The 17514-nt window shown below is 75.5% G+C and carries 19 protein-coding genes; 8 read left to right on the top strand and 11 right to left on the bottom strand.

Translation table 11 applies throughout. The annotated features are described in order from the left end of the window. Window positions 1-11: 11 nt before the first annotated feature. From ACFC1F_RS22385 to ACFC1F_RS22375, 3 genes are all read right to left on the bottom strand, one after another. Window positions 12-503, bottom strand: a complete 492-nt coding sequence (locus ACFC1F_RS22385; RefSeq protein WP_376160624.1) for a GNAT family N-acetyltransferase — start codon at window positions 501-503, stop codon at window positions 12-14. 68 nt (window positions 504-571) lie between these two features. Next, window positions 572-1858, bottom strand: coding sequence for a TerD family protein (locus tag ACFC1F_RS22380; RefSeq protein WP_376160622.1), 1287 nt, complete (start codon window positions 1856-1858; stop codon window positions 572-574). A gap of 140 nt (window positions 1859-1998) precedes the next feature. After that, complete coding sequence (locus tag ACFC1F_RS22375) at window positions 1999-3288, bottom strand: hypothetical protein (RefSeq protein ID WP_376160620.1); 1290 nt, start codon at window positions 3286-3288, stop codon at window positions 1999-2001. A 429-nt stretch (window positions 3289-3717) separates the two neighbouring features. On the opposite strand from ACFC1F_RS22375, the gene ACFC1F_RS22370 reads away from it, so the two are divergent. Beyond that, window positions 3718-4218: an SsgA family sporulation/cell division regulator gene (locus ACFC1F_RS22370; RefSeq protein ID WP_209411730.1), complete on the top strand. Its 501-nt coding sequence runs from the start codon at window positions 3718-3720 to the stop codon at window positions 4216-4218. Here the strand turns inward: ACFC1F_RS22370 and ACFC1F_RS22365 are convergent. The 3 genes from ACFC1F_RS22365 to ACFC1F_RS22355 form a co-directional block, all read right to left on the bottom strand. Next, window positions 4170-5669, bottom strand: a complete 1500-nt coding sequence (locus ACFC1F_RS22365; protein WP_376160618.1) for a GAF domain-containing protein — start codon at window positions 5667-5669, stop codon at window positions 4170-4172. The two genes, ACFC1F_RS22370 and ACFC1F_RS22365, sit on opposite strands and share 49 nt — an antisense overlap. A gap of 205 nt (window positions 5670-5874) precedes the next feature. Next, window positions 5875-6993, bottom strand: coding sequence for a M48 family metalloprotease (locus tag ACFC1F_RS22360; RefSeq protein WP_376160616.1), 1119 nt, complete (start codon window positions 6991-6993; stop codon window positions 5875-5877). Then, window positions 6990-7400 (bottom strand): BlaI/MecI/CopY family transcriptional regulator, encoded by a 411-nt coding sequence (locus tag ACFC1F_RS22355; protein ID WP_209411732.1) that lies wholly within the window; start codon window positions 7398-7400, stop codon window positions 6990-6992. The genes ACFC1F_RS22360 and ACFC1F_RS22355 overlap by 4 nt, the downstream gene beginning before the upstream one ends. A gap of 114 nt (window positions 7401-7514) precedes the next feature. Between ACFC1F_RS22355 and ACFC1F_RS22350 the strand changes: the two genes are divergently transcribed. The 3 genes from ACFC1F_RS22350 to ACFC1F_RS22340 all read left to right on the top strand — a co-directional run bounded on the left by ACFC1F_RS22350 (window position 7515) and on the right by ACFC1F_RS22340 (window position 9526). Next, complete coding sequence (locus tag ACFC1F_RS22350) at window positions 7515-8189, top strand: DedA family protein (protein WP_245204588.1); 675 nt, start codon at window positions 7515-7517, stop codon at window positions 8187-8189. Continuing rightward, complete coding sequence (locus ACFC1F_RS22345; protein ID WP_376160614.1) at window positions 8189-8863, top strand: phosphatase PAP2 family protein; 675 nt, start codon at window positions 8189-8191, stop codon at window positions 8861-8863. The genes ACFC1F_RS22350 and ACFC1F_RS22345 overlap by 1 nt, the downstream gene beginning before the upstream one ends. Window positions 8864-9013: 150 nt before the next feature. After that, complete coding sequence (locus tag ACFC1F_RS22340; protein WP_376160612.1) at window positions 9014-9526, top strand: pyridoxamine 5'-phosphate oxidase family protein; 513 nt, start codon at window positions 9014-9016, stop codon at window positions 9524-9526. Window positions 9527-9541: 15 nt separating this feature from the next. Here ACFC1F_RS22340 and ACFC1F_RS22335 read toward each other — a convergent pair whose 3' ends face one another. Both ACFC1F_RS22335 and ACFC1F_RS22330 read right to left on the bottom strand, forming a co-directional pair. Further along, window positions 9542-9907 carry a hypothetical protein gene (locus ACFC1F_RS22335; RefSeq protein ID WP_376160610.1) on the bottom strand — a complete coding sequence of 122 codons (366 nt, stop codon included), beginning with the start codon at window positions 9905-9907 and terminating at the stop codon, window positions 9542-9544. 82 nt (window positions 9908-9989) lie between these two features. After that, the gene (locus tag ACFC1F_RS22330; protein WP_376160608.1) at window positions 9990-10454 is read right to left on the bottom strand and encodes a MarR family winged helix-turn-helix transcriptional regulator; all 465 of its coding nucleotides are present in this window, start codon (window positions 10452-10454) and stop codon (window positions 9990-9992) included. 111 nt (window positions 10455-10565) lie between these two features. On the opposite strand from ACFC1F_RS22330, the gene ACFC1F_RS22325 reads away from it, so the two are divergent. From ACFC1F_RS22325 to ACFC1F_RS22315, 3 genes are all read left to right on the top strand, one after another. Beyond that, a complete protein-coding gene (locus tag ACFC1F_RS22325; protein ID WP_376160606.1) occupies window positions 10566-11807 on the top strand; it encodes an alpha/beta hydrolase in 1242 nt (413 codons plus the stop codon). A 150-nt stretch (window positions 11808-11957) separates the two neighbouring features. Continuing rightward, window positions 11958-13079: a TIGR03364 family FAD-dependent oxidoreductase gene (locus ACFC1F_RS22320; protein ID WP_376160604.1), complete on the top strand. Its 1122-nt coding sequence runs from the start codon at window positions 11958-11960 to the stop codon at window positions 13077-13079. Between the two features lie 20 nt (window positions 13080-13099). Then, the gene (locus ACFC1F_RS22315) at window positions 13100-13780 is read left to right on the top strand and encodes a phosphonatase-like hydrolase (protein WP_209411739.1); all 681 of its coding nucleotides are present in this window, start codon (window positions 13100-13102) and stop codon (window positions 13778-13780) included. A 95-nt stretch (window positions 13781-13875) separates the two neighbouring features. Here ACFC1F_RS22315 and ACFC1F_RS22310 read toward each other — a convergent pair whose 3' ends face one another. The 3 genes from ACFC1F_RS22310 to ACFC1F_RS22300 all read right to left on the bottom strand — a co-directional run bounded on the left by ACFC1F_RS22310 (window position 13876) and on the right by ACFC1F_RS22300 (window position 16353). Then, complete coding sequence (locus tag ACFC1F_RS22310; protein WP_376160602.1) at window positions 13876-14670, bottom strand: hypothetical protein; 795 nt, start codon at window positions 14668-14670, stop codon at window positions 13876-13878. Window positions 14671-14714: 44 nt separating this feature from the next. Continuing rightward, entirely contained in the window at window positions 14715-15221 is a 507-nt protein-coding gene (locus ACFC1F_RS22305) for a SigE family RNA polymerase sigma factor (protein WP_209411741.1), read from the bottom strand. 223 nt (window positions 15222-15444) lie between these two features. Continuing rightward, on the bottom strand, window positions 15445-16353 hold the full coding sequence (locus ACFC1F_RS22300) for a LysR family transcriptional regulator (protein ID WP_376160600.1): 909 nt from the start codon (window positions 16351-16353) through the stop codon (window positions 15445-15447). 257 nt (window positions 16354-16610) lie between these two features. Between ACFC1F_RS22300 and ACFC1F_RS22295 the strand changes: the two genes are divergently transcribed. Beyond that, window positions 16611-17390, top strand: coding sequence for an SDR family oxidoreductase (locus tag ACFC1F_RS22295; protein ID WP_376160598.1), 780 nt, complete (start codon window positions 16611-16613; stop codon window positions 17388-17390). Window positions 17391-17514: the final 124 nt, after the last annotated feature.

Below are 17514 nucleotides of genomic sequence, written 5' to 3'. Positions count from 1 at the left end.
GGCAGGGGAGTTCAGAGTGCCCGGTGCATGATCTGCAGGCCGACGTAGCCCTCGGTCGGGTGGCGGAAGCCCTCGGGGAGGGTGCCGATGACGGTGAAGCCCAGCGACTCGTAGAGCTTCACCGCGTGCTCGTTGGAGGCGACCACGGCGTTGAACTGCATCGCCCGGTAGCCGGCCCGGCGCGCCCAGTCGATGGTGTACTCCGCGAGGGCCCGGCCGACGCCGCGGCCGGAGTGGGCCGGGTCGACCATGTAGCTGGCGCTGGCGATGTGCGAGCCGTTGCCCTGGTGGTTGCGGTTCATCTTGGCGCTGCCGAGGACCGCTCCGGTCTCCTCGTCCACCGCGACCACCGTGCGGTTGGGCTCGGGGAGCAGCCACCAGCCACGGCCCTCGTCGAAGCCCAGGTCGAGCGGGAAGGTGAAGGTCTCCCCGGCGGAGACGATGGAGCGGAAGAACGGCCAGATGGCCGGCCAGTCCTCGGTGGTGGCTTCCCTGATCAGCATGGCGACATGATCACGGCCGGACGGCGGGGAAGGCAACAGCTTTCCCCGCCGTCCGGCCACCGCCGCCGTCAGAGCATCGAGGCGGCCGGCTTGACCATGGCGCGGGCGGTCTTGGCATCGACGTACTCGCCGACCGCGGTCATCACCCACTCGCCGGAGTACTGGCGGACCAGCTTGCACATCACCACGCCGGTGTGCGGCTCGGACTGGGTGAGGTCGAAGCGGACCAGCTCCTGGCCCGAACCGGCGTCCACCAGGCGGCAGTACGCGTTCTTGACCTCGGTGAACTTCTGACCGGAGAAGGAGTTCACCACGAACACCAGGCCGCAGACCTCGGGCGGCAGGCCGTTGAGGTGGACGGTGATCGACTCGTCGTCACCGCCGCCCTCGCCGGTGAGGTTGTCGCCGGAGTGGGCGACGGCGCCGTTGAAGATGCCCAGCTTCATGAACCAGGCGGTGTCGAGCTTCTCGCGCTGGGCGTCGAAGGCGATGCAGGACGCGTCCAGGTCGATGTTGCGGCCGCGGCCGGCGGGCTCCCAGCCGAGGCCCATCCGGACGGAGGAGAGGAAGGGCTTGCCGTTCTTCTCCAGGGAGACGGAGCCGCCCTTGGTGAGGCTGACCCGTCCCTTGTCCAGGGTGACCTTGGTGAGGGAGGCCGGCGGCGCGGCGGGCGCGGCGGCGGGGGCCGGGGGCGGGTTGCCGGCGAGGGCCACCCGCGGGTCGACGGGGGGAGCCGGGGGAGCCGACGGCGCGGCCGGGGGAGCGGGCGGTGCTGCCGGGGCGGCGGGCGTGACCGGAGCGGCCGGGGCAGCCGGCGCGGCGACGGGGGCGGCGGCCGCCGGGGCGGGCTCGTCGTCGACGGTGACGCCGAAGTCGGTGGCGATGCCGGCCAGGCCGTTGGCGTAGCCCTGGCCGACGGCGCGGACCTTCCAGGCGCCGTTGCGCTGGTAGACCTCGACCACGATCAGTGCGGTCTCCCGGCCGAGCTGCGGCGGGGTGAAGGTGACCAGCACCTCGCCGGTGGCGGTGTCGCGGACGGTGGCGGTCGGCTCGATGCCGGCGAAGGTGGCGCCCGCCTCGTCGGGGCTGGCGGTGACCACGATCTTGGTGATGCCGGCCGGGATCGCGGCGGTGTCGATGGTGATGGCGTCCGGGGTGCCGCCCGAGGCCGGGCGGTGGGTGACGCCGGGGCCCTGCGGGGCGTTGAAGAACACGAAGTCGGCGTCCGAGCGGACCTTTCCGGCGTCGGTCAGCAGCAGGCCGGAGACGTCCAGCGCCTTGGGTGCGGTGACCTCGACGGTCACCCGCGCGGCGGTCAGCGGGGCGTTGCCGCCTTGGGTCAGGACCGTGGACACGAACTCCTCCTCGGATGCGGTGGCACGGCGTTGGGGACCCGCGTCCGGGGTTCCGTGCCGAGTGGTACCCACAGTAACGAACGGGGTTGCTGGGAAGAGCCCGAGCAGGCCGGTGACCTGTCGGGTTGTCGGATGGTCGGTCAGCGCGCGGCGGTGCCGGTGCCGGCATGGCCGGCGGTACCGGTGCTGCCGTCCGTGGTGCCGCCGTCGGCGTGCGTGAAGGTGCCGAGGGCGGCGACGGCCCGAGGGCGGTCGATCCCGAAGGCGGCGGCGTTCCAGCTCTCGGCCGGGGCGGGTTTCCGCGTCGCGCCGGTGGGTCCGGTGGGTCCGGTGGGCCTGGTCGGTCCGGCGGTGGGGCCGGCGGTGGGGCCGGCCGGGGTCGGCGCGGGGCGCATGCCGCGGACGCCGAAGGTGTACCGGCCGGGGCGGACGTCGGTACCGGACGGGGTGGTGAACCGGTAGACCAGGGTGCCGCGCTCCTGGTGGGTGGTGACGACCGCGCCGGAGAGGTCGGTCCAGGCGGTGCCGGGAGCCAGCTCGCCCGCGGCGAGGCGGAACTCGGCCTGGAGCGCGGTGAGCGGCTCGGTGACGGTGAGCGTCAGCAGGTGATGGGTGCCGTCGCGGCCGAGCGGCTGGACCAGGGCGGTGCCGGTGAGGGCCTGGTCGGCGGCGTCGTCGTCGGTGGGGCCGGTCGGGCCGGTGGGGGCGGTCCCGGTCTCGGTGGGGCCGGTCGGGGCGACGGGGGCGACGGGGGTGCCGGGCTTGCCGGGCTCCGCCGGGGCCAGGGGCCGGGGCGTCGGCGGCTGTTGGTCGACCGGCCGGCCGGCGGTCGGCGGGGTCGCGGTCGCCTGCGCGGCGGAGCCGGCCGCGGTCACGGCCCCGTCGCCGCCCTGCGACGGGCCGCCGGGCTGCTGCGCCGGGCCGGTGCCGGTGCCGGCGGCGGAGGGGGCCGGGAGGGGGCCGGTGAACGGCGCGGCCGCATCGGGCGCGGGCGTGTCCGGGGAGGCCGGCCGGGGCGCGGGCACGCCGGAGGCCGGCGGGTGGGAGGCGGTGGCGCGGGCCCAGGGCGCCTCGGTGGACCGGTCGGCGGAGCGGTCGGCCGGACGGGGCTCGACCGGGGCGGGCGAGGCGTTCGCGGCGGCGTCGGCCCGCGTGGTGGCGTCCGGGCTGGGCGGCGGGGTGGAGCCGACCCGGGCCACCCCGGCGCGGCGTCCGACACCCTGCTGCTCGTTGAGCAGGCAGGTGGTCGCGATGCTGATGCCGACCACGGTGGACATCGCCATCGCGGCGCCGGAGAAGCGCAGGGTGGGCAGCCGGAGCCGGCCGCCGAAGGGCTTCGGCCGGCCGTGCCGGCCGCGGCGCCCGTACTGTTCGCGCTGCCGGTCGCGCTCGTGGTGCACGCCTTGCTCGGTGTCCTCGCGCAGAGCCACCGGACCCCTCCCTCCCCGAAGTCGCCGTTGCGGTCGCAGCATTCTTCCATGCGCCGCCGCCGGGCCGAAGCGCCGTCACGGGCGGACTCCCGTCCGGTGGCCGTCCGGTGGGGGCGGGTCCGCGGCCGTCCGGTTCCGTCCGCCCGCGGCCGCCCGTGCGGAGGCCGCCGGCCCGGGCGCGCGCGGGCCCGCGTCGTGCAGGGGCACGAGCGTACCAGCGGTGACCGGTCGGCCGGTCGGTTCCGGGGCGGAATCGTTCCGTCGGGCGGAAAGCCGTACGGCGAAACGAAGTTGACGATCCGTCTGACAAGAACGGGTAAGGAGTGCCGATACCGGGCGGGGATTATTGCAACCTCCTTGCAACCCTTGCCGGTCCGGCCCGGGGTGCCGCAGTCTGGTGGCATCCCACGCCGTCCCGGAGAGACCGTCATGCCGCCCGACCCGCTGCCAGCAGCCTCCAGTGCCCCTCTCGCCGCCACCCCCACGGGCGGCGATGAGGCAAGCTCCACCGCCGCTTCGGCGGCGGTGGAGGAGGTGCTGACGCTGCGGATCTCGTTGGGCGAGGAGGTGGTCGGCGAGGTGCGCACCCGGTTCCGGTTCGACGCCGAGCGCCCGTACGAAGTGCTGCTGACGTTCCACCTCGGCCGGCCGGACGAGGCCGATTGGGTGTTCTCGCGCGAACTGCTGCGCGACGGCCTGCGCTCGCTGAGCGGCCAGGGCGACGTCAAGCTGTGGCCGGCGTACTGCCCGTGCCACGGCTCGACGTTGCACCTGGCCCTCGAATCCCCCCACGGCAGCGCACTGTTGGAGGTCTCCAAGCCCCGCGTCCAGTCGTGGCTGGACCGGACGTACGCGCTCGTCTCGGAGCAGGCCGAACAGGCCTACGGTCCGACCGACGCCCAGCTCTCCGCGCTGCTCGCCGGCGGCTGACGCCGCCTCGGCGGGGGCACGGCGTCGTCCCCGGGGCTGCGCGGGCCGGGGACCGGCGGCGCACCCGGCAGCTGGACCACCCCGCCGGCCAGGCCGGCCCGCAGCCGGCGCACGGCCGGCGCGGAGGAGGACGGCAGCAGGTCGTACGGGTCGTCCGGGCCGAGGACGCTGACCAGTACCGACTCGGCGAACCGGTACGGCCGGTGGGCCAGCAGGCCGCCGAGGTAGCGGCGCAGCCGGGACAGCTCCGCGCGCACGGTGACCGTCCGGGCCGGGTCGCCGAAGAGCGCGTCGGCGAGCTGCGCCGCGCTGTGGCCGTCGCGCTCGACGGCGAGCAGGAGCAGCAGCTCGGCGTGGCGCGGGCTGAGCGCGTGCGACCAGCTGCCGGCCGCGCCGCGCACCGACAGTTCGGGGCGGTCGGGGCGGCGCAGGTCGAGCCGGAGCCGGGCGCCCTCCGCCTGTTCGGCGGTGACCGACCCGCCGTTCGCCGCCTCGTCGTCCCGGGGGCGGACCGGCCGCACCAGCCAGCCGTCGGCCAGTGGTTCTATCGCGCACTGGCCGAGGCCGGGCAGCCAGTGCACGGTGGTCGATCCCCAGCCTTCGGTGGGCAGGTGCAGCCGGGCGGGTGGTGGCAGGCCGGCCGCGGCGGCGGTCCAGCCCGCGCCGTCGACGACCAGGGCGGGGCCGTTGACCCGGGCCAGCAGCGGGGCGGCCAGGGTGCGGAGCTGGTGCAGCGACTCCAGGCGGCGGGCGCGCAGCTCGGTCTCGGCGAGCCGGGCGGCGGTGGTGGTGAGCTGGAGCAGGTAGGGGCGGACGGAGTGGGCCGGGCCGCTGAGGTTGAGGGCGCCGACCAGCCGCCCGGTGCCGGGGTCGTGCACGGGCGCGGCGACGCAGGTCCAGGCGTGGTGGCTGCGCAGGTAGTGCTCGGAGGAGTGGACCTGCATCGGGCGTTGGGCACGCAGTGCGGCGGCGATGCCGTTGGTTCCGACGCTCTCCTCGGCCCAGCGGGCGCCGGTGAGGAAGCCGATCCGGTCGGCGCTGCGGCGCAGGCCGCGTTCGCCCTCCTGCCAGAGGACGTGGCCCTCGGCGTCGGCGATGGCGAGGATCAGCGGGGTCTGGCCGGCCGGGTCGAGCAGGGTGTCGCGCAGGACGGGCAGCAGTGCGTCGAGCCCGCTGGCCCGGCGGCGGTGCTCGATCTCGGCGGGGCCGAGGTGGACGGTGGCGGCGCCGGCGTCCGGGTCGAGGCCGAGGCGGCGCAGGCGCGCCCAGGAGTCGCCGATCTCGGGGCGGGGTCCGAGGCCGGTCGGCCCGCCGTCGGCCGGGGCGGTCTCCCGCGTGAGGTCGCGGGCGGCGGCCTCGGTGAGGGTGCGGTCGTAGACCCTGGCCAGCTCGGGCGCGGGCTGCGGGGTTCGGCGCTCGGGCCGTCGGGTCTGCCGTCCGGTCTGCCGCACTCGGTTTGCTCCTCGCCGCCGATCGAGGACGCGCCGGGGCCGACGCGCTGACGAAAGAGTACGGGGGTGGCCCGGTCCTGGGGACGGGGTCCGCCAAGTCGGCACACCGGGCAACATAACAATGAACATGCCAACTCGCTATGGCAGTCATGACCTCGGCCGATCGGCCTCGTGACCGCTCCCGCGGTCCGCCGGGGGCGTGCCCCTACGGGCGGGAATCGATGCCCTGTTGGGCCGACTCGACGGTGCGGTGCAGGTCGGCGGTGGCGTCCAGGGCGGTGGCGGCGGTCAGCGCGAGGCAGGCGGCGAGGGCCAGGGCGGCGGCGCGACGGCCGCTGCGGGACGCGGCCGGGCGGGGCTGGAGCAGTGCGGCGACCCGGCGCGGGACCGGCCCGGAGTGGGCGGCCGGGGCCAGCCGGGGCCGGGCCGGCCGGGGGGAGCGGCTCGCCGCCAGGGCGGCGCGGCCGACCGCGCGGGCGGTCACGGCGCGGTCGCCGACCCGCTCGGCGGCGGCTTCGTCGGCCCACCGCTCCAGGTGGTAGCCGAGCGGCGTGCGCAGCGTGCGCAGTGCGGGGTGGACGGCGGCGGCGTGCTCGGCGAGCGCGAGGAAGACGTGGTGGCGGGCGGTCAGGTGGGCGCGTTCGTGGGCGAGCAGGGCGGCCCGCTCGGGCGCCGTGAGGGCGCGCAGCATGCCGGCGGTGACCACGATCCGCCCCGGTTCGGCGGGCCGGCCGGGCCGGGGGAGGCGGCCGGGGAGGGCGAAGGCGTCGGCCCGCTCGTCGTCCAGGACCGCGAGCGGGTGGGGCCCGGCGGGTCGGAGGAGTGCGCGGGCGCGCTCGACGAGCGGTGTGCGCCGTGTGGACCGGGCGCGTGCGTGGCGCACTGAGGCGGCGAGGGGGCGCACGTCCGGATGCCGGTCGTCGCCGGGCTGCGGCGCGTCGTTGCCGGGGTGCCCGCCGCCCCCGGGTTCGAGGGTGGCGCGGGCGGCGTGCAGTTCGCGGCGGCGCAGCCACGCCGTCCGGACGCCGAGCACGGCCAGGACGGTGAGCGCCAGCCCGGCCAGCACGGCCGGCAGTGCGGCCTGCGGTGCGGCGGCGGTCAGCCAGGGCAGCGAGAGGTGGCCGAGTGCGGCGACCGGCGGCAGCTGGAGCAGCCCGGCGGCGGTGAGCAGGCCGAGCGAGCAGAGGGTGCCACCGGCCAGGACGGCCGCGGTGCCGGCCAGCGTCCAGGCGGCGGCGCGCGGGGTGAGCGCCTCGGCGAGGCGGCGGGCCAGCGGGGCGGCGAGGAAGGGCAGCAGCAGCGGCGCCCAGACGGCGGCGATCACCGGGCCGCCGGTCCGGCGTCGTCCGCGGGCCCGTCGGCCGCGCCGTCGCCGAGGAGTTCGCGCAGCAGCCGCTCGTCCTCGGCCGAGAGGTCGGAGACGAACCGGGCCAGGACGGTGGAGCGGTCCGCCTCGCGCCCGAGCTCGGTGTGCATCCGGCGGGCGGCGAGGCCCGCGGGGTCCTGCACGGTCGGGGTGTACGCGTAGGCGCGCCCCGCCCGGGTGCGTTCCACGGTGCCCTTCTCGTGCAGCCGGGCGAGGATCGTGGCGACGGTGGTCCGGGCGAGTCCGCCGCCGAGGGCCGTCTGGACGTCCTGCGGCGTCAGCGGCCGGTGGGCGGCCCACAGGGTGGCCAGCACCTCGGCCTCCAGCTCCCCGGCTGGCCGGCGGACGGACGGTACGTCGGACATGGCGGCGGTTCCTCCAGGATTCGTCTACAGTCATGTAGACCGTCTACGTCACTGTAGACGGTCAGGGGTGTGCTCCGCTGGTGCCGCCCCCAACGTACGGGAGGTCCGCCAGCCTTGCTCCAGTCGTCCGCCGATCCGGCTGTTCACGCACTCGCGGTGAACGTGCTGGACGCCTCGTCGCTGCTCGCGTCCTTCGGCGCACTCGGCATCGCCGCCGTGCTCTTCGCCGAGACCGGGCTGCTCGTCGGGTTCTTCCTGCCCGGTGACTCGCTGCTGTTCACCGCCGGCCTGCTCTGCGTCCCCGGCGTCACCAAGGGCCCTCAGCTGGAGCTGTACCAGGTGCTGCCGGCCGCCCTGGTCGGTGCGCTGGCCGGCGCCCAGGTCGGCTATCTGATCGGCAGGCGCGGCGGCCGCGCGCTGCTGGCCCGTACCGAGCGCAGGAGCCTCCGGCAGGGCATCGGCCGGGCCGACGAACTGCTCGCCAAGTACGGCCACGGCAAGGCGATCGTGCTGGCGCGGTTCATCCCGGTCGTCCGGACGGTGCTCAACCCGCTCTGCGGCGCCCTGGAGGTGCCGGTCCGCACGTTCACCTTCTGGCAGGTCGCCGGCGGAACGCTCTGGACGGTGGGGGTGGTGCTGGCCGGATACGCGCTGGGCTCGACGGTGCCCAGTATCGACCAGTACCTGCTTCCCATCATCGGTCTGGTAGTAGTTGTCTCCGTGATCCCGATTGTTCTTGAGTTGTTCCGCGCCCGGAAGTCCCGGCGTGACGGTGGTGACGCCCGGTGATGAACTCCACCTCCCCCCGCGCGCTCGCCGTGTACGACGGCAGCGGCATCGACGGCGGCCTCTACAGCCGGGTGGTCGGCTGGGCCGACGCCGCGCCGTACTGGCTCGACCAGCTGATCAAGGTGTGGTCCGCGGTCGGCCTCGGCCTCTTCGCCGTCCTGATGGTCCTCGCGTGGTGGCGGGCGCGCGGCGCCGGCGCGTCCGTGATGGCCCGGGTGCTGGCCTCGCCGCTGATCGTGGTCCTCGCGTACGTGGTGAACTCCGGCTTCAAGAGCGTGGTCGAGGAGGTCCGGCCGTGCGCGCAGCTGGGCGTGCGCGGCACGCTGGAGGCCTGCCCCGGCGCCGGTGACTGGTCCTTCCCGAGCAACCACACGGTGATCGCCTTCGCCGCCGCGACCGCGCTCTGGTTCGCGGACCGGCGGCTCGGCCGGATCGCCGCGATCGCCGCCGTGCTGATGGGCGCCTCGCGGGTCTGGGTCGGTGTCCACTACCCGCACGACGTGCTGGTCGGGGCCACGGTCGGCGTCCTGGTGGCGATCCCGCTGGCGCTGGCCGCCGGCCGGGCCGCGCCGCTGGTCGACCGGGCCCGCGCCGGGGCGCTGCGGCCGCTGCTGGGCGCGGGCGCCGTCGTCACGACGGGCGGACCGTCGCCGCTGGAGGCGCAGCGGCGCTGAAACGGCCACCGCCGTCCCGGCCCTTGTCCGGCCGGGGGCGGCGGGAGGAGCATGTGAGCCGGGCGAGGGGCCTCCGTGACGGGGGCGCCCGCCCGGCTCAGTCGTGCCGGGGCGCCGCGGCGCCCGCGCCCGTGGAGGGAAGTGCTGCCCATGCCGTACCGACTCGACGTCACCCAGGGGGACCGGCCCGCGGAGGAGCTCCGCAAGGGGGTGGAGGGGCTGCTCGGCGAGGCCATGGTGCTCACCCTCGCCACGGCCGGCCACGAGCGCGGCCCGCACGCCAACCTGGCCTTCTACGCGTTCGACGACGACCTCGTCCTGTACTTCGTCAGCGAGCGCGCCACCCGGCACAGCCACCACCTCGCCGAGGAGGCCCGGGCGGCGGCCACCGTCTTCCTGCCGCCGCCGGTCTTCGGCGAGCAGCTGCGCGGCATCCAGCTGACCGGCAGCGCGGGGGAGGCGTGGGGGCACCAGGCACAGGCCGCGTTCGCGGCGTACCAGGGCCGGTACCCCGCCTTCGGGCAGGACGAGGAGGTCCGGCGGCAGTTCCTGACCGGCGGCGGGGCCGCCGCGCTGTACCGGTTCCAGGTGGAGGAGCTGACGGCGGTGGACGAGCCGCACTTCGGCCGGCGCAACTACCTGCGGGCCGCGGTGGTGCGGTAGCGGCCCGGTGGCGGTTCAGGCCTCGCGGTGGGGCGCCGGGGTCGGCGCCGGCCCCGGCGTCCGGGCGGCGGTCTCCGACGGGATCGCCTCCGACGGAGCTGCCTCCGACGGGGTCGCCTCCGAGGTGGTGTCCGTTCCGCTGCGGCGGCGGGTGGCGAGGTAGTACCCGAGGGCGACGATCCCCGCGCCGGCCACCGCAACGGCCTTGACGCCCGACTTGCCGGCGAGGCGGGCGAGGCCGTAGCCGGGGGGTACGAGACCGGTCCGGTGCAGGACGGCCCAGATCAGGCCGGCGACGGCGAGTGCCGCGAGCACGGCGGCGGCTCCGGCGGCGCGGCGACCCGCGCGGGGGCGCGACGGTTCGGGGGTGTGCTCGGTCATGAGGTGTTCTCCGGACGGTGTCGGCGGGCCGGGGTGCGGCCCGTGTGGTGGGTAGGGGTGGGTGCCCCTGCGGGTTGCGGGCTCAGAGTTCGTCGTAGACCTCGGCCAGGCCGCGCAGGACGGCCGTGACGGTCTCCACCTCGGCCGTGTCGAGGCCGGCTGTCAGCCGTTCCAGCGACTCCACCAGTGACGCGGTGCGCAGCCGGTGCCGCTCGCGGCCGGCCGGGGTGAGGGTGACCAGGGTGGAACGGCGGTCGTGCTCCGGCCGTTCGCGGGTGACGTAGCCGGCCTCCTCCAGCCCGTTGACCAGCTGGGTCGTGGCGGCCGGGGTCGTCTCGGTGCCCGCCGCCAGCCGGCCGACCGGCAGCGGACCCTCGTCGGCCAGGACCCGCAGGGCTCGCGCGTGGGTGAGCGACAGTGCACCGCGCGAGCGGGTGGCCCGGCCGCGCAGGCGGGCGTCGGCCGCGCTGAGGCTGTAGGCGGCGCGGGCCAGCCCGTCCAGGGCGAGGGCGCGGGTGGCGTCGTCGGTGGCGGGGTCTTGCGGCACGGGGGTGCTCCTTCTCCGGCGGTTTCCTCGGTGGCGGGTTGACAGCAAGCTAAGCATAAGGACTTAATAATTAAGTACTTACCTAACTGCGCCGAACGGAGCGTACCCGTCATGACCGTGCGATCGACCGGACAGAGCTGGGCCCTGGACCTCGCCCTCGCCCAGGGTGGCTTCGACGCCCTGCACCCGCAGGCCAAGGGCACGATGGAGCAGCTCGGCCACGACCACACCGACTTCGACAAGGTCTTCGCGCTGGTCCGCAGCGGCGCGATGCTGGCCAAGGCGTGGGCGACCGTGGCCGGCCAGGCCGAGGAGCGGGCCGTCCACCACGAGCGGGGCGGGTATCCCCGCACCGCCGCCGACCTCTACCTGCGGGCGGCGGTGATGTGGGGCCGGGCGCAGTACTCCGTCCTCGACGCGGCGGACCCGCGCAAGCACGCCTTCCGGGCGCGGACCAACCACTGCGTCGCCCGGCTCGGCGAGCTGCGCGGCCGCCGGGTGCGCCGGGTCGTGCTGGACTTCGAGGGCGGACAGCTCCATGCCCTGCTGCACCTGCCGGCCGGGACGGTCGAGGGGGCGCCGGCGGTCGTCCTCGGTCCGGGGATGGACATGATCAAGGAGGACTACATCTACGCCGCGGAGCGCTACTACACCTCGCGCGGAGTGGTCGCCCTCTCGATCGAGGGGCCCGGCCAGGGGGAGTCCCGGGCCGGCGGGCTCACCGTCGATCTCACCAACTACGAGCGCGCGATCAGTCGCTACCTCGACCACCTGGTCGGCCTGCCCGAGGTCGACCCCGGCCGCATCGGCATGTTCGGCATCAGCATGAGCGGCTACTGGGGGATGCGGGCCGCGGCCACGGACCCCCGGCTCGCGGCGCTCGCGAGCTTCGAGGGCGTCAGCGGCGACTTCCACACGATCTTCGACCGGGCGCAGCCCAGCTTCAAGAACAACTACATGTTCATGGCCGGCTGCACCGACGAGGAGGAGTTCGACCGCGAGCTCGCCGCCCGCATGCCGCTCGGCGACCTCGTCGGGGACATCGCCTGTCCGGTCCTCCTGGGGATCGGGGAGTTCGACGAACTGACGCGGCTGGAGCAGGCGATGGCGACGTACGAGCGGATCCGCGCCCCGAAGGAGCTGCGGGTGTACGAGAACGAGTTCCATCCGCTGGGCGGTGTCGCGGCCGAGGTGTTCCGTTTCGGCGCCGAATGGCTGGAGCGCGCCCTCGACGGTGAACTGCGCGAGCCCGGACGCGATGTGCGGCACTACGTGCGCGACGACGGCCGGACGATCGACGGGACGGCCGCCCCGGCGTGGTGGCTCGGCACCGACCCGGTGCGGGCGGTGTGACCGGGTGACCCCCGGGGGCGAGGTGCGGGGTGGTGGTGCTGCCACCCCGAACCTCGCCGAGCCGGGTTGTCTGTACAACTTTTCGGTCGGTTCACCTGTGGGACCGGATCCGGACTCCTCCCGGCCACCTCGCCGCACCAGCCTGGCCGCATGAGAGTCATCGTCGTAGGAGCAGGCGTGCTCGGCACCATGCACGCCTGGCAGGCCGTCGAGCGCGGTCACGAGGTCGTCCACCTGGAGCGCGAGGCCGAGGCGCGCGGCGCCTCCGTGCGCAACTTCGGGCTGGTCTGGGTCAGCGGCCGGGCCGGGGGCGAGGAGCTGGACACCGCACTGCGCGCCCGCGAGCTGTGGGAGGGGATCGGCGCCAGGGTGCCCGACCTCGGCTTCCGGGCCAACGGCTCGCTCACCGCGATCCGCACCGAGGCCGAACTCGCCGTCGCCGAACAGGCGCTGACCCGGCCCGACGCCGCCGCGCGCGGCTACCGGCTGCTCGGGGCGGACGAGACCCGGGCCGCCAACCCCGCCCTGTGCGGCAAGCTGCTCGGCGCCCTGTGGTGCGGGCGCGACGCCGCCGTCGAGCCGCGCACGGCCCAGCCCGCGCTGCGCGCCGCCCTGCTGGCGAGCGGCCGCTACACCTTCCTGCCCGGGCGCGAGGTCCGCGAGGTGATCGGCGAGAACGCCGTCCGCGACGACCACGGCGACGTCCACACCGGCGACCTCGTCGTCCTCTGCACCGGTGCCTGGCTGGGCGGCCTGGTGCGCGAGCTGGCACCGCAACTCCCGGTCCGCCGCGTCCGGTTGCAGATGATGCAGACCGATCCGCTGGGTGAGGAGCTGACCACCTCGGTCGCCGACGGCGACAGCTTCCGCTACTACCCCGCCTTCGCCGGCAGCGCCCTGGAGCAGCTCAAGGCCGCACAGCCGCAGCCGCCGGTCGCCGCCGAGCACAAGATGCAGCTGCTGATGGTCCAGCGCCGCGACGGCGGCCTGACCATCGGCGACACCCACGAGTACGACCAGCCGTTCGGCTTCGACGTGGTCGAGGACCCGTACGACCATCTGGTCGGCGTGGCCGAGGAGTTGCTCGGCCGGCCGCTGCCGAGGGTGCGCCGCCGCTGGGCCGGCGTGTACGCGCAGTGCGTCGACACCACCCGCGTCGTCCACCGGGAGAAGGTCCGGGACGGCGTCTGGCTGGTCACCGGCCCGGGTGGTCGCGGCATGACCTGCTCGCCGGCCATCGCCGAGAAGACCGCCGAACTCGCCAACCTGTAATCACCTGAGGGTAGTTGAACATGTCTCCTGATATCCGTCTGGTCGTCCTCGACATGGCCGGCACCACCGTGGCCGACGACGGCCTGGTCGAGCAGGCCTTCCGGGCCGCCGCCGGCTCGCTCGGCGTCGAGGCCGGCAGCCCCGAGCACGCCCGCATGCTGGAGCACGTCCGGGCCACCATGGGCGAGTCCAAGATCTCCGTCTTCCGGCACCTGTTCGGGGCGGAGGAGAAGGCGCAGGCCGCCAACTCCGCCTTCGAGGCCGCCTACCACGACCTCGTCGACGCCGGCCACTGCGCCGCCCTGCCCGGCGCCGCCGAGGCGATCGCCGAACTCCGCGGCCAGGGCCGGAAGGTCGTCCTCACCACCGGCTTCTCCCGCGCCACCCAGGACCGCATCCTGCGCGCGCTCGGCTGGGAGAGCGTCGCCGACCTGACCCTCTGCCCCGCCGAGGCCGGCCGCGGCCGCCCCTACCCCGACCTGGCTCTCACCGCACTGCTGCGGACGGAGACCGACTCCGTCCGGCAGATCGCCGTCGCCGGGGACACCGGGTACGACATGCTGACCGGCTCCCGGGCCGGCGCCCCGGTGGTGGCCGGCGTCCTCACCGGCGCCCACGGGGAGGAGCGGCTGCGGGCGGACGGGGCGACCCACGTGCTCGCGTCCGTCGCCGAGCTGCCGGGCCTGCTGGCCCGGGGCTGAGCGCCCGGCGCCGGCCCGGCCCCCCGCGCGCGAGGGCGGCGGGGCCGGGCCGGTGGCCCACCCCGTCCCGGCCCCCTGCTCCGGCCGCCCCGCGCTCAGCGGTTCCAGTGCGGGCTGAGCGCGATCCCCTGCAACTGGTCGATGGTGAGCGGCGGTTCGGCCCGGGTGGGGCGGTTCGCGGCCGTGACGGGCAGCTGGTCGGTGTTGAAGGCGGCCGCCTCGACCCTCCGCAGGTCCGGCCGGGTCGCCGTCACCACCCACGCGACCTGCCCGTTCACGAGCGAGAGCTTCTCGGCCTTCACCACCGTGCCGTCCGGGAGGACGTCGCAGAAGAGCGGCTTCACGGCCTGCTCGCAGGAGCGGCTCGTGCTCTGCGGGGTGTCCATGACCTTGACGGCGACGGAGGCCCGGCCCTTCCCGTCGTCGTAGAGCACCTGCCCGTCCGCCACGCTCGTCCCGCCGGCCGACGTGGCGAGCCGGCCGTCCTCGAAGGAGCCGGTGCTGAGGACCCGGGTGGTGCTGCCCGGCGGAAGGAACTCCGCCAGCTGGGCCGAGACCGGGCCCGTGCGCGGGCCGCCCACGGGCGGGGCGGCCGACGGGGAGCGGGTCGGGGTGGGCGCGGCCGTCGCGGTGGGGGTGGCCGTCGGGGCGGTGGTGACGGCCGCCGGCGGGGCGGGCGCGGCCCGGAGCGGGAGCTGCGAGGCCCCCAGCGCGGCGGCACCCGCGACGGCGGCAGCCGCCGTGCCGATCTGCACGCGGCGGACGAGGCGGAGCCGGCGGCCACGGGCGGCCGCGCGGCGGACGAGATCGGGGCGGTGCGGGCCGAAGGCGTCGGAGGTGTACTGCATCGCGTCGCGCAGACGACGGTCGGACTGCTGATCGGGGTTCACGGTGCTCTCCTTTCGAGGGGCGGGATGCCGGGGGGACGGCCCGATCAGATGTGTTCGAGGTCGGCGAGCAGGTCGTCGCCGAGGACGGCCCGGAGCTTCTGCAGGGCCCGCAGGCTGCGGGTGCGGACGGCGCCCGCGCTGATCTGGAGCATCCGTGCGGTCTCCTCGACCGGCCGGTCCTCCCAGTACCGCAGCACCAGCACCGCCCGCTCCTTGGGCGCGAGCCGCGCGAGCCCGTCCAGCAGCGTCAGCCGCAGGTCCGGGTCGCCGCCGCCGGGCGCCGCGCCCTCCGGCAGGCGGTCGACCGGACGCTCGTCGGCGCTGCGCCGCCGCCGGTACGAGGTGAAGGTCCGCACCAGCACCGTGTGGGCGTACGCGACCGGCGCCTGGGTGCGGTCGATGCGCCACCAGGACCGGTACATCTTGGCGAGGGTCTCCTGGACGAGGTCCTCGGCCAGGTGCCGGTCGCCGGTGAGCAGGCACGCCGTGCGGAACAGCTGGTCGCTGCGGGCATGGGCGAACTCCAGGAAGTCCGCGGGTGTGTCCGCCACCGGATGGTCCCTTCTCGAACTGATGTCACCCCCAAGCACGCGCCGGGAGGGGGCGCGCGTTACAGACCTCGTGGGCGGAGCACCGCGGGAAGGGGGCCGGACGGCGGACGGGGCGGCCGGAGCGGGCGGCCGGAGCGGCCGGCGGTGGGGGCCGTGACGGTGACGTCGTGGCGGGACCGGCCGAGGGGGCGGGCGGCGGCCCGGGGCCGGCGGCCCACTCGCCCTACGCCGGGACGGAGCCGCCGACCGGGCGCGGACCGAGGCTGCGGGCGGTCTCGGCGAAGGCCCGCAGGCGCGGACTCTCCCGGGCCGTGGGCCAGACGAGCGCCCACTCGGTCGGCGGTGCGTCGTGCAGCGGGACGTAGGCGACGCCGGGGTGGGTGTAGTACCGGGTGACGTGCTCGTTCAGCGGGCTGACCACCCGGCCGGCGGCGATCAGCGCGAGCACCTCGTGGAAGGTCCGCGCGGACGGCCCGCGCGGGATCGGCCGGCCCTCCGGGGTGTGCCGCGGCAGCATGGCGTCGGCCCAGTAGCCGGGAACGTGGGGGCCGAACTCGAAGGTCGTGCAGTCGCCGAGGTCCTCCATCGACACCGACTCCCGCCGGGCCCAGCCGGAGGCGGCCGGGACGGCGAGCACCCGTCCCTCCGTCAGCAGACAGGGCCCGGCCGTCAGATCGGGCTCCCGCACCGGGAGCCACATGAGCTGGACGTCGACCTGCCCGGTGCGCAGCAGCGCGAACGGATCGCTGAAGTGGAACTCCGCCAGCGTGACCTCGCAGTGCGGGTACTGCGTCGTGAACGCTTCGAGGAACGGCTGCATCTCGTGGCCCAGCACGCCCATGACGCCCAGCCGCACGGCGCCGTGCACGCCCCCGGTGGCGGCCGAGGCCCGTGCGATCCCGTCGTTGATGAGGTCGTACGCCTGTCGCAGGTCCTCGCGCAGGCGGTTGCCGAGCGGAGTCAGGGTGACCGACCGGCTGGTGCGCTCGAACAGGGCGCCGCCGATCCGGCGCTCCTGCTTCTTGATCACCTGGCTGACCCGGGACTTCGAGACGTGCAGCCGCTCGGCGGTTCGGCCGAAATGAAGCTCCTCGGCCAACACCAGGAAGATCTCGATGTCCCGCAGCTCCACGCCCGCCCCTAGATCGATAACCGCACGGTAACCGGGATGGTAGCGAAATCCGCATTGATCCCGGCCTGCGCCGGGTGGAAGGCTTGGACCGCCGGGCGCAGGCCCCTCGGGCCGTCGCGGACACGTCGGCCAGGACGGGCCGGCGGAGGTGCGCCGGTGGTGGGGACCACCGGGCGCGGTCCGCGAGCACGGCCGGACGGCTCGGGCCACCGCCGTGATCCCGACGGGGGACCGGCGACGAACACAGGGGGACGACGATGACTGAACTCAACGGCAAGACGGCACTGGTGACGGGTGGTTCGCGCGGGATCGGGCGGGCGGTCGCGCTGCGGCTGGCCGCCGACGGCGCGCTGGTCGCGGTGCACTACGGCGGGAACGCCGGGGCGGCCGCGGAGACGGTGGCCCGGATCACCGAGGCCGGTGGGCGGGCGTTCGCCGTACGGGCGCGGTTCGGCGAGGCGGGCGCGGTCCGGCAGCTCTTCGAGGGGGTGACGGCCGGGCTCGCCGAGCACGGGGCGAAGGGCCTGGACATCCTGGTCAACAACGCGGGCATCTCCTCGTTCAGCCCGATCGGCCAGATCACCGAGGAGGAGTTCGCGGCGCTGCTCTCGGTCAACGTGAGCACGCCGTTCTTCGTGGTCCAGCGGGCGCTGGCGCTGCTGAACGACGGTGGGCGGATCATCAACATGGGTTCGGTGGCGAGCCGTTTCGCGGTCACCACCCAGATCGGCTACACCGTCAGCAAGGCGGCGCTGGAGTCGATGGGCCCGACCCTGGCCAACGAGCTCGGCGGCCGCGGCATCACGGTCAACACCGTCGCGCCCGGCGTGGTGAAGACCGACCTGACCGCGGTCCTCACGACGATCCCGGAGGCGGTCGCCGACCTGGAGTCGATCACCGCGCTCGGCCGGCTCGGCGAGCCGGAGGACGTCGCCGACGTGGTGGGCTTCCTGGCGGGCCCGCAGGGCCGCTGGGTGACCGGCCAGACGATCGACGTCTCCGGCGGCACCTACCTCGGGCCGATCGGGCCCCGGTGACCCGCAGGCGCTGAGGGGCGCGGGGGGCCGGGCCGGGCGGGGGGGGCCCCCCCGCCCCCCCCCGGCCCGGGGGGGCCCCCCCCCCCCCCGGTCTCCGCGGGTTAGGCAGGAGGCGCACAGCAAA

The sequence above is a fragment of the Kitasatospora sp. NPDC056181 genome (genome assembly GCF_042266225.1).
In the GTDB taxonomy this organism is placed as follows: domain Bacteria; phylum Actinomycetota; class Actinomycetes; order Streptomycetales; family Streptomycetaceae; genus Kitasatospora.
This window is presented reverse-complemented; position numbering and strand designations above follow the sequence as displayed.

Bases quoted from the DNA above. Each gene is read 5' to 3' on its own strand.
- ACFC1F_RS22335 (WP_376160610.1), bottom strand. From the start codon at position 9,907: ATGACCGAGCACACCCCCGAACCGTCGCGCCCCCGCGCGGGTCGCCGC.
- ACFC1F_RS22325 (WP_376160606.1), top strand. From the start codon at position 10,566: ATGACCGTGCGATCGACCGGACAGAGCTGGGCCCTGGACCTCGCCCTC.
- ACFC1F_RS22385 (WP_376160624.1), bottom strand. From the start codon at position 503: ATGCTGATCAGGGAAGCCACCACCGAGGACTGGCCGGCCATCTGGCCG.
- ACFC1F_RS22315 (WP_209411739.1), top strand. From the start codon at position 13,100: ATGTCTCCTGATATCCGTCTGGTCGTCCTCGACATGGCCGGCACCACC.
- ACFC1F_RS22345 (WP_376160614.1), top strand. From the start codon at position 8,189: ATGAACTCCACCTCCCCCCGCGCGCTCGCCGTGTACGACGGCAGCGGC.
- ACFC1F_RS22355 (WP_209411732.1), bottom strand. From the start codon at position 7,400: ATGTCCGACGTACCGTCCGTCCGCCGGCCAGCCGGGGAGCTGGAGGCC.
- ACFC1F_RS22320 (WP_376160604.1), top strand. From the start codon at position 11,958: ATGAGAGTCATCGTCGTAGGAGCAGGCGTGCTCGGCACCATGCACGCC.
- ACFC1F_RS22370 (WP_209411730.1), top strand. From the start codon at position 3,718: ATGCCGCCCGACCCGCTGCCAGCAGCCTCCAGTGCCCCTCTCGCCGCC.
- ACFC1F_RS22340 (WP_376160612.1), top strand. From the start codon at position 9,014: ATGCCGTACCGACTCGACGTCACCCAGGGGGACCGGCCCGCGGAGGAG.
- ACFC1F_RS22295 (WP_376160598.1), top strand. From the start codon at position 16,611: ATGACTGAACTCAACGGCAAGACGGCACTGGTGACGGGTGGTTCGCGC.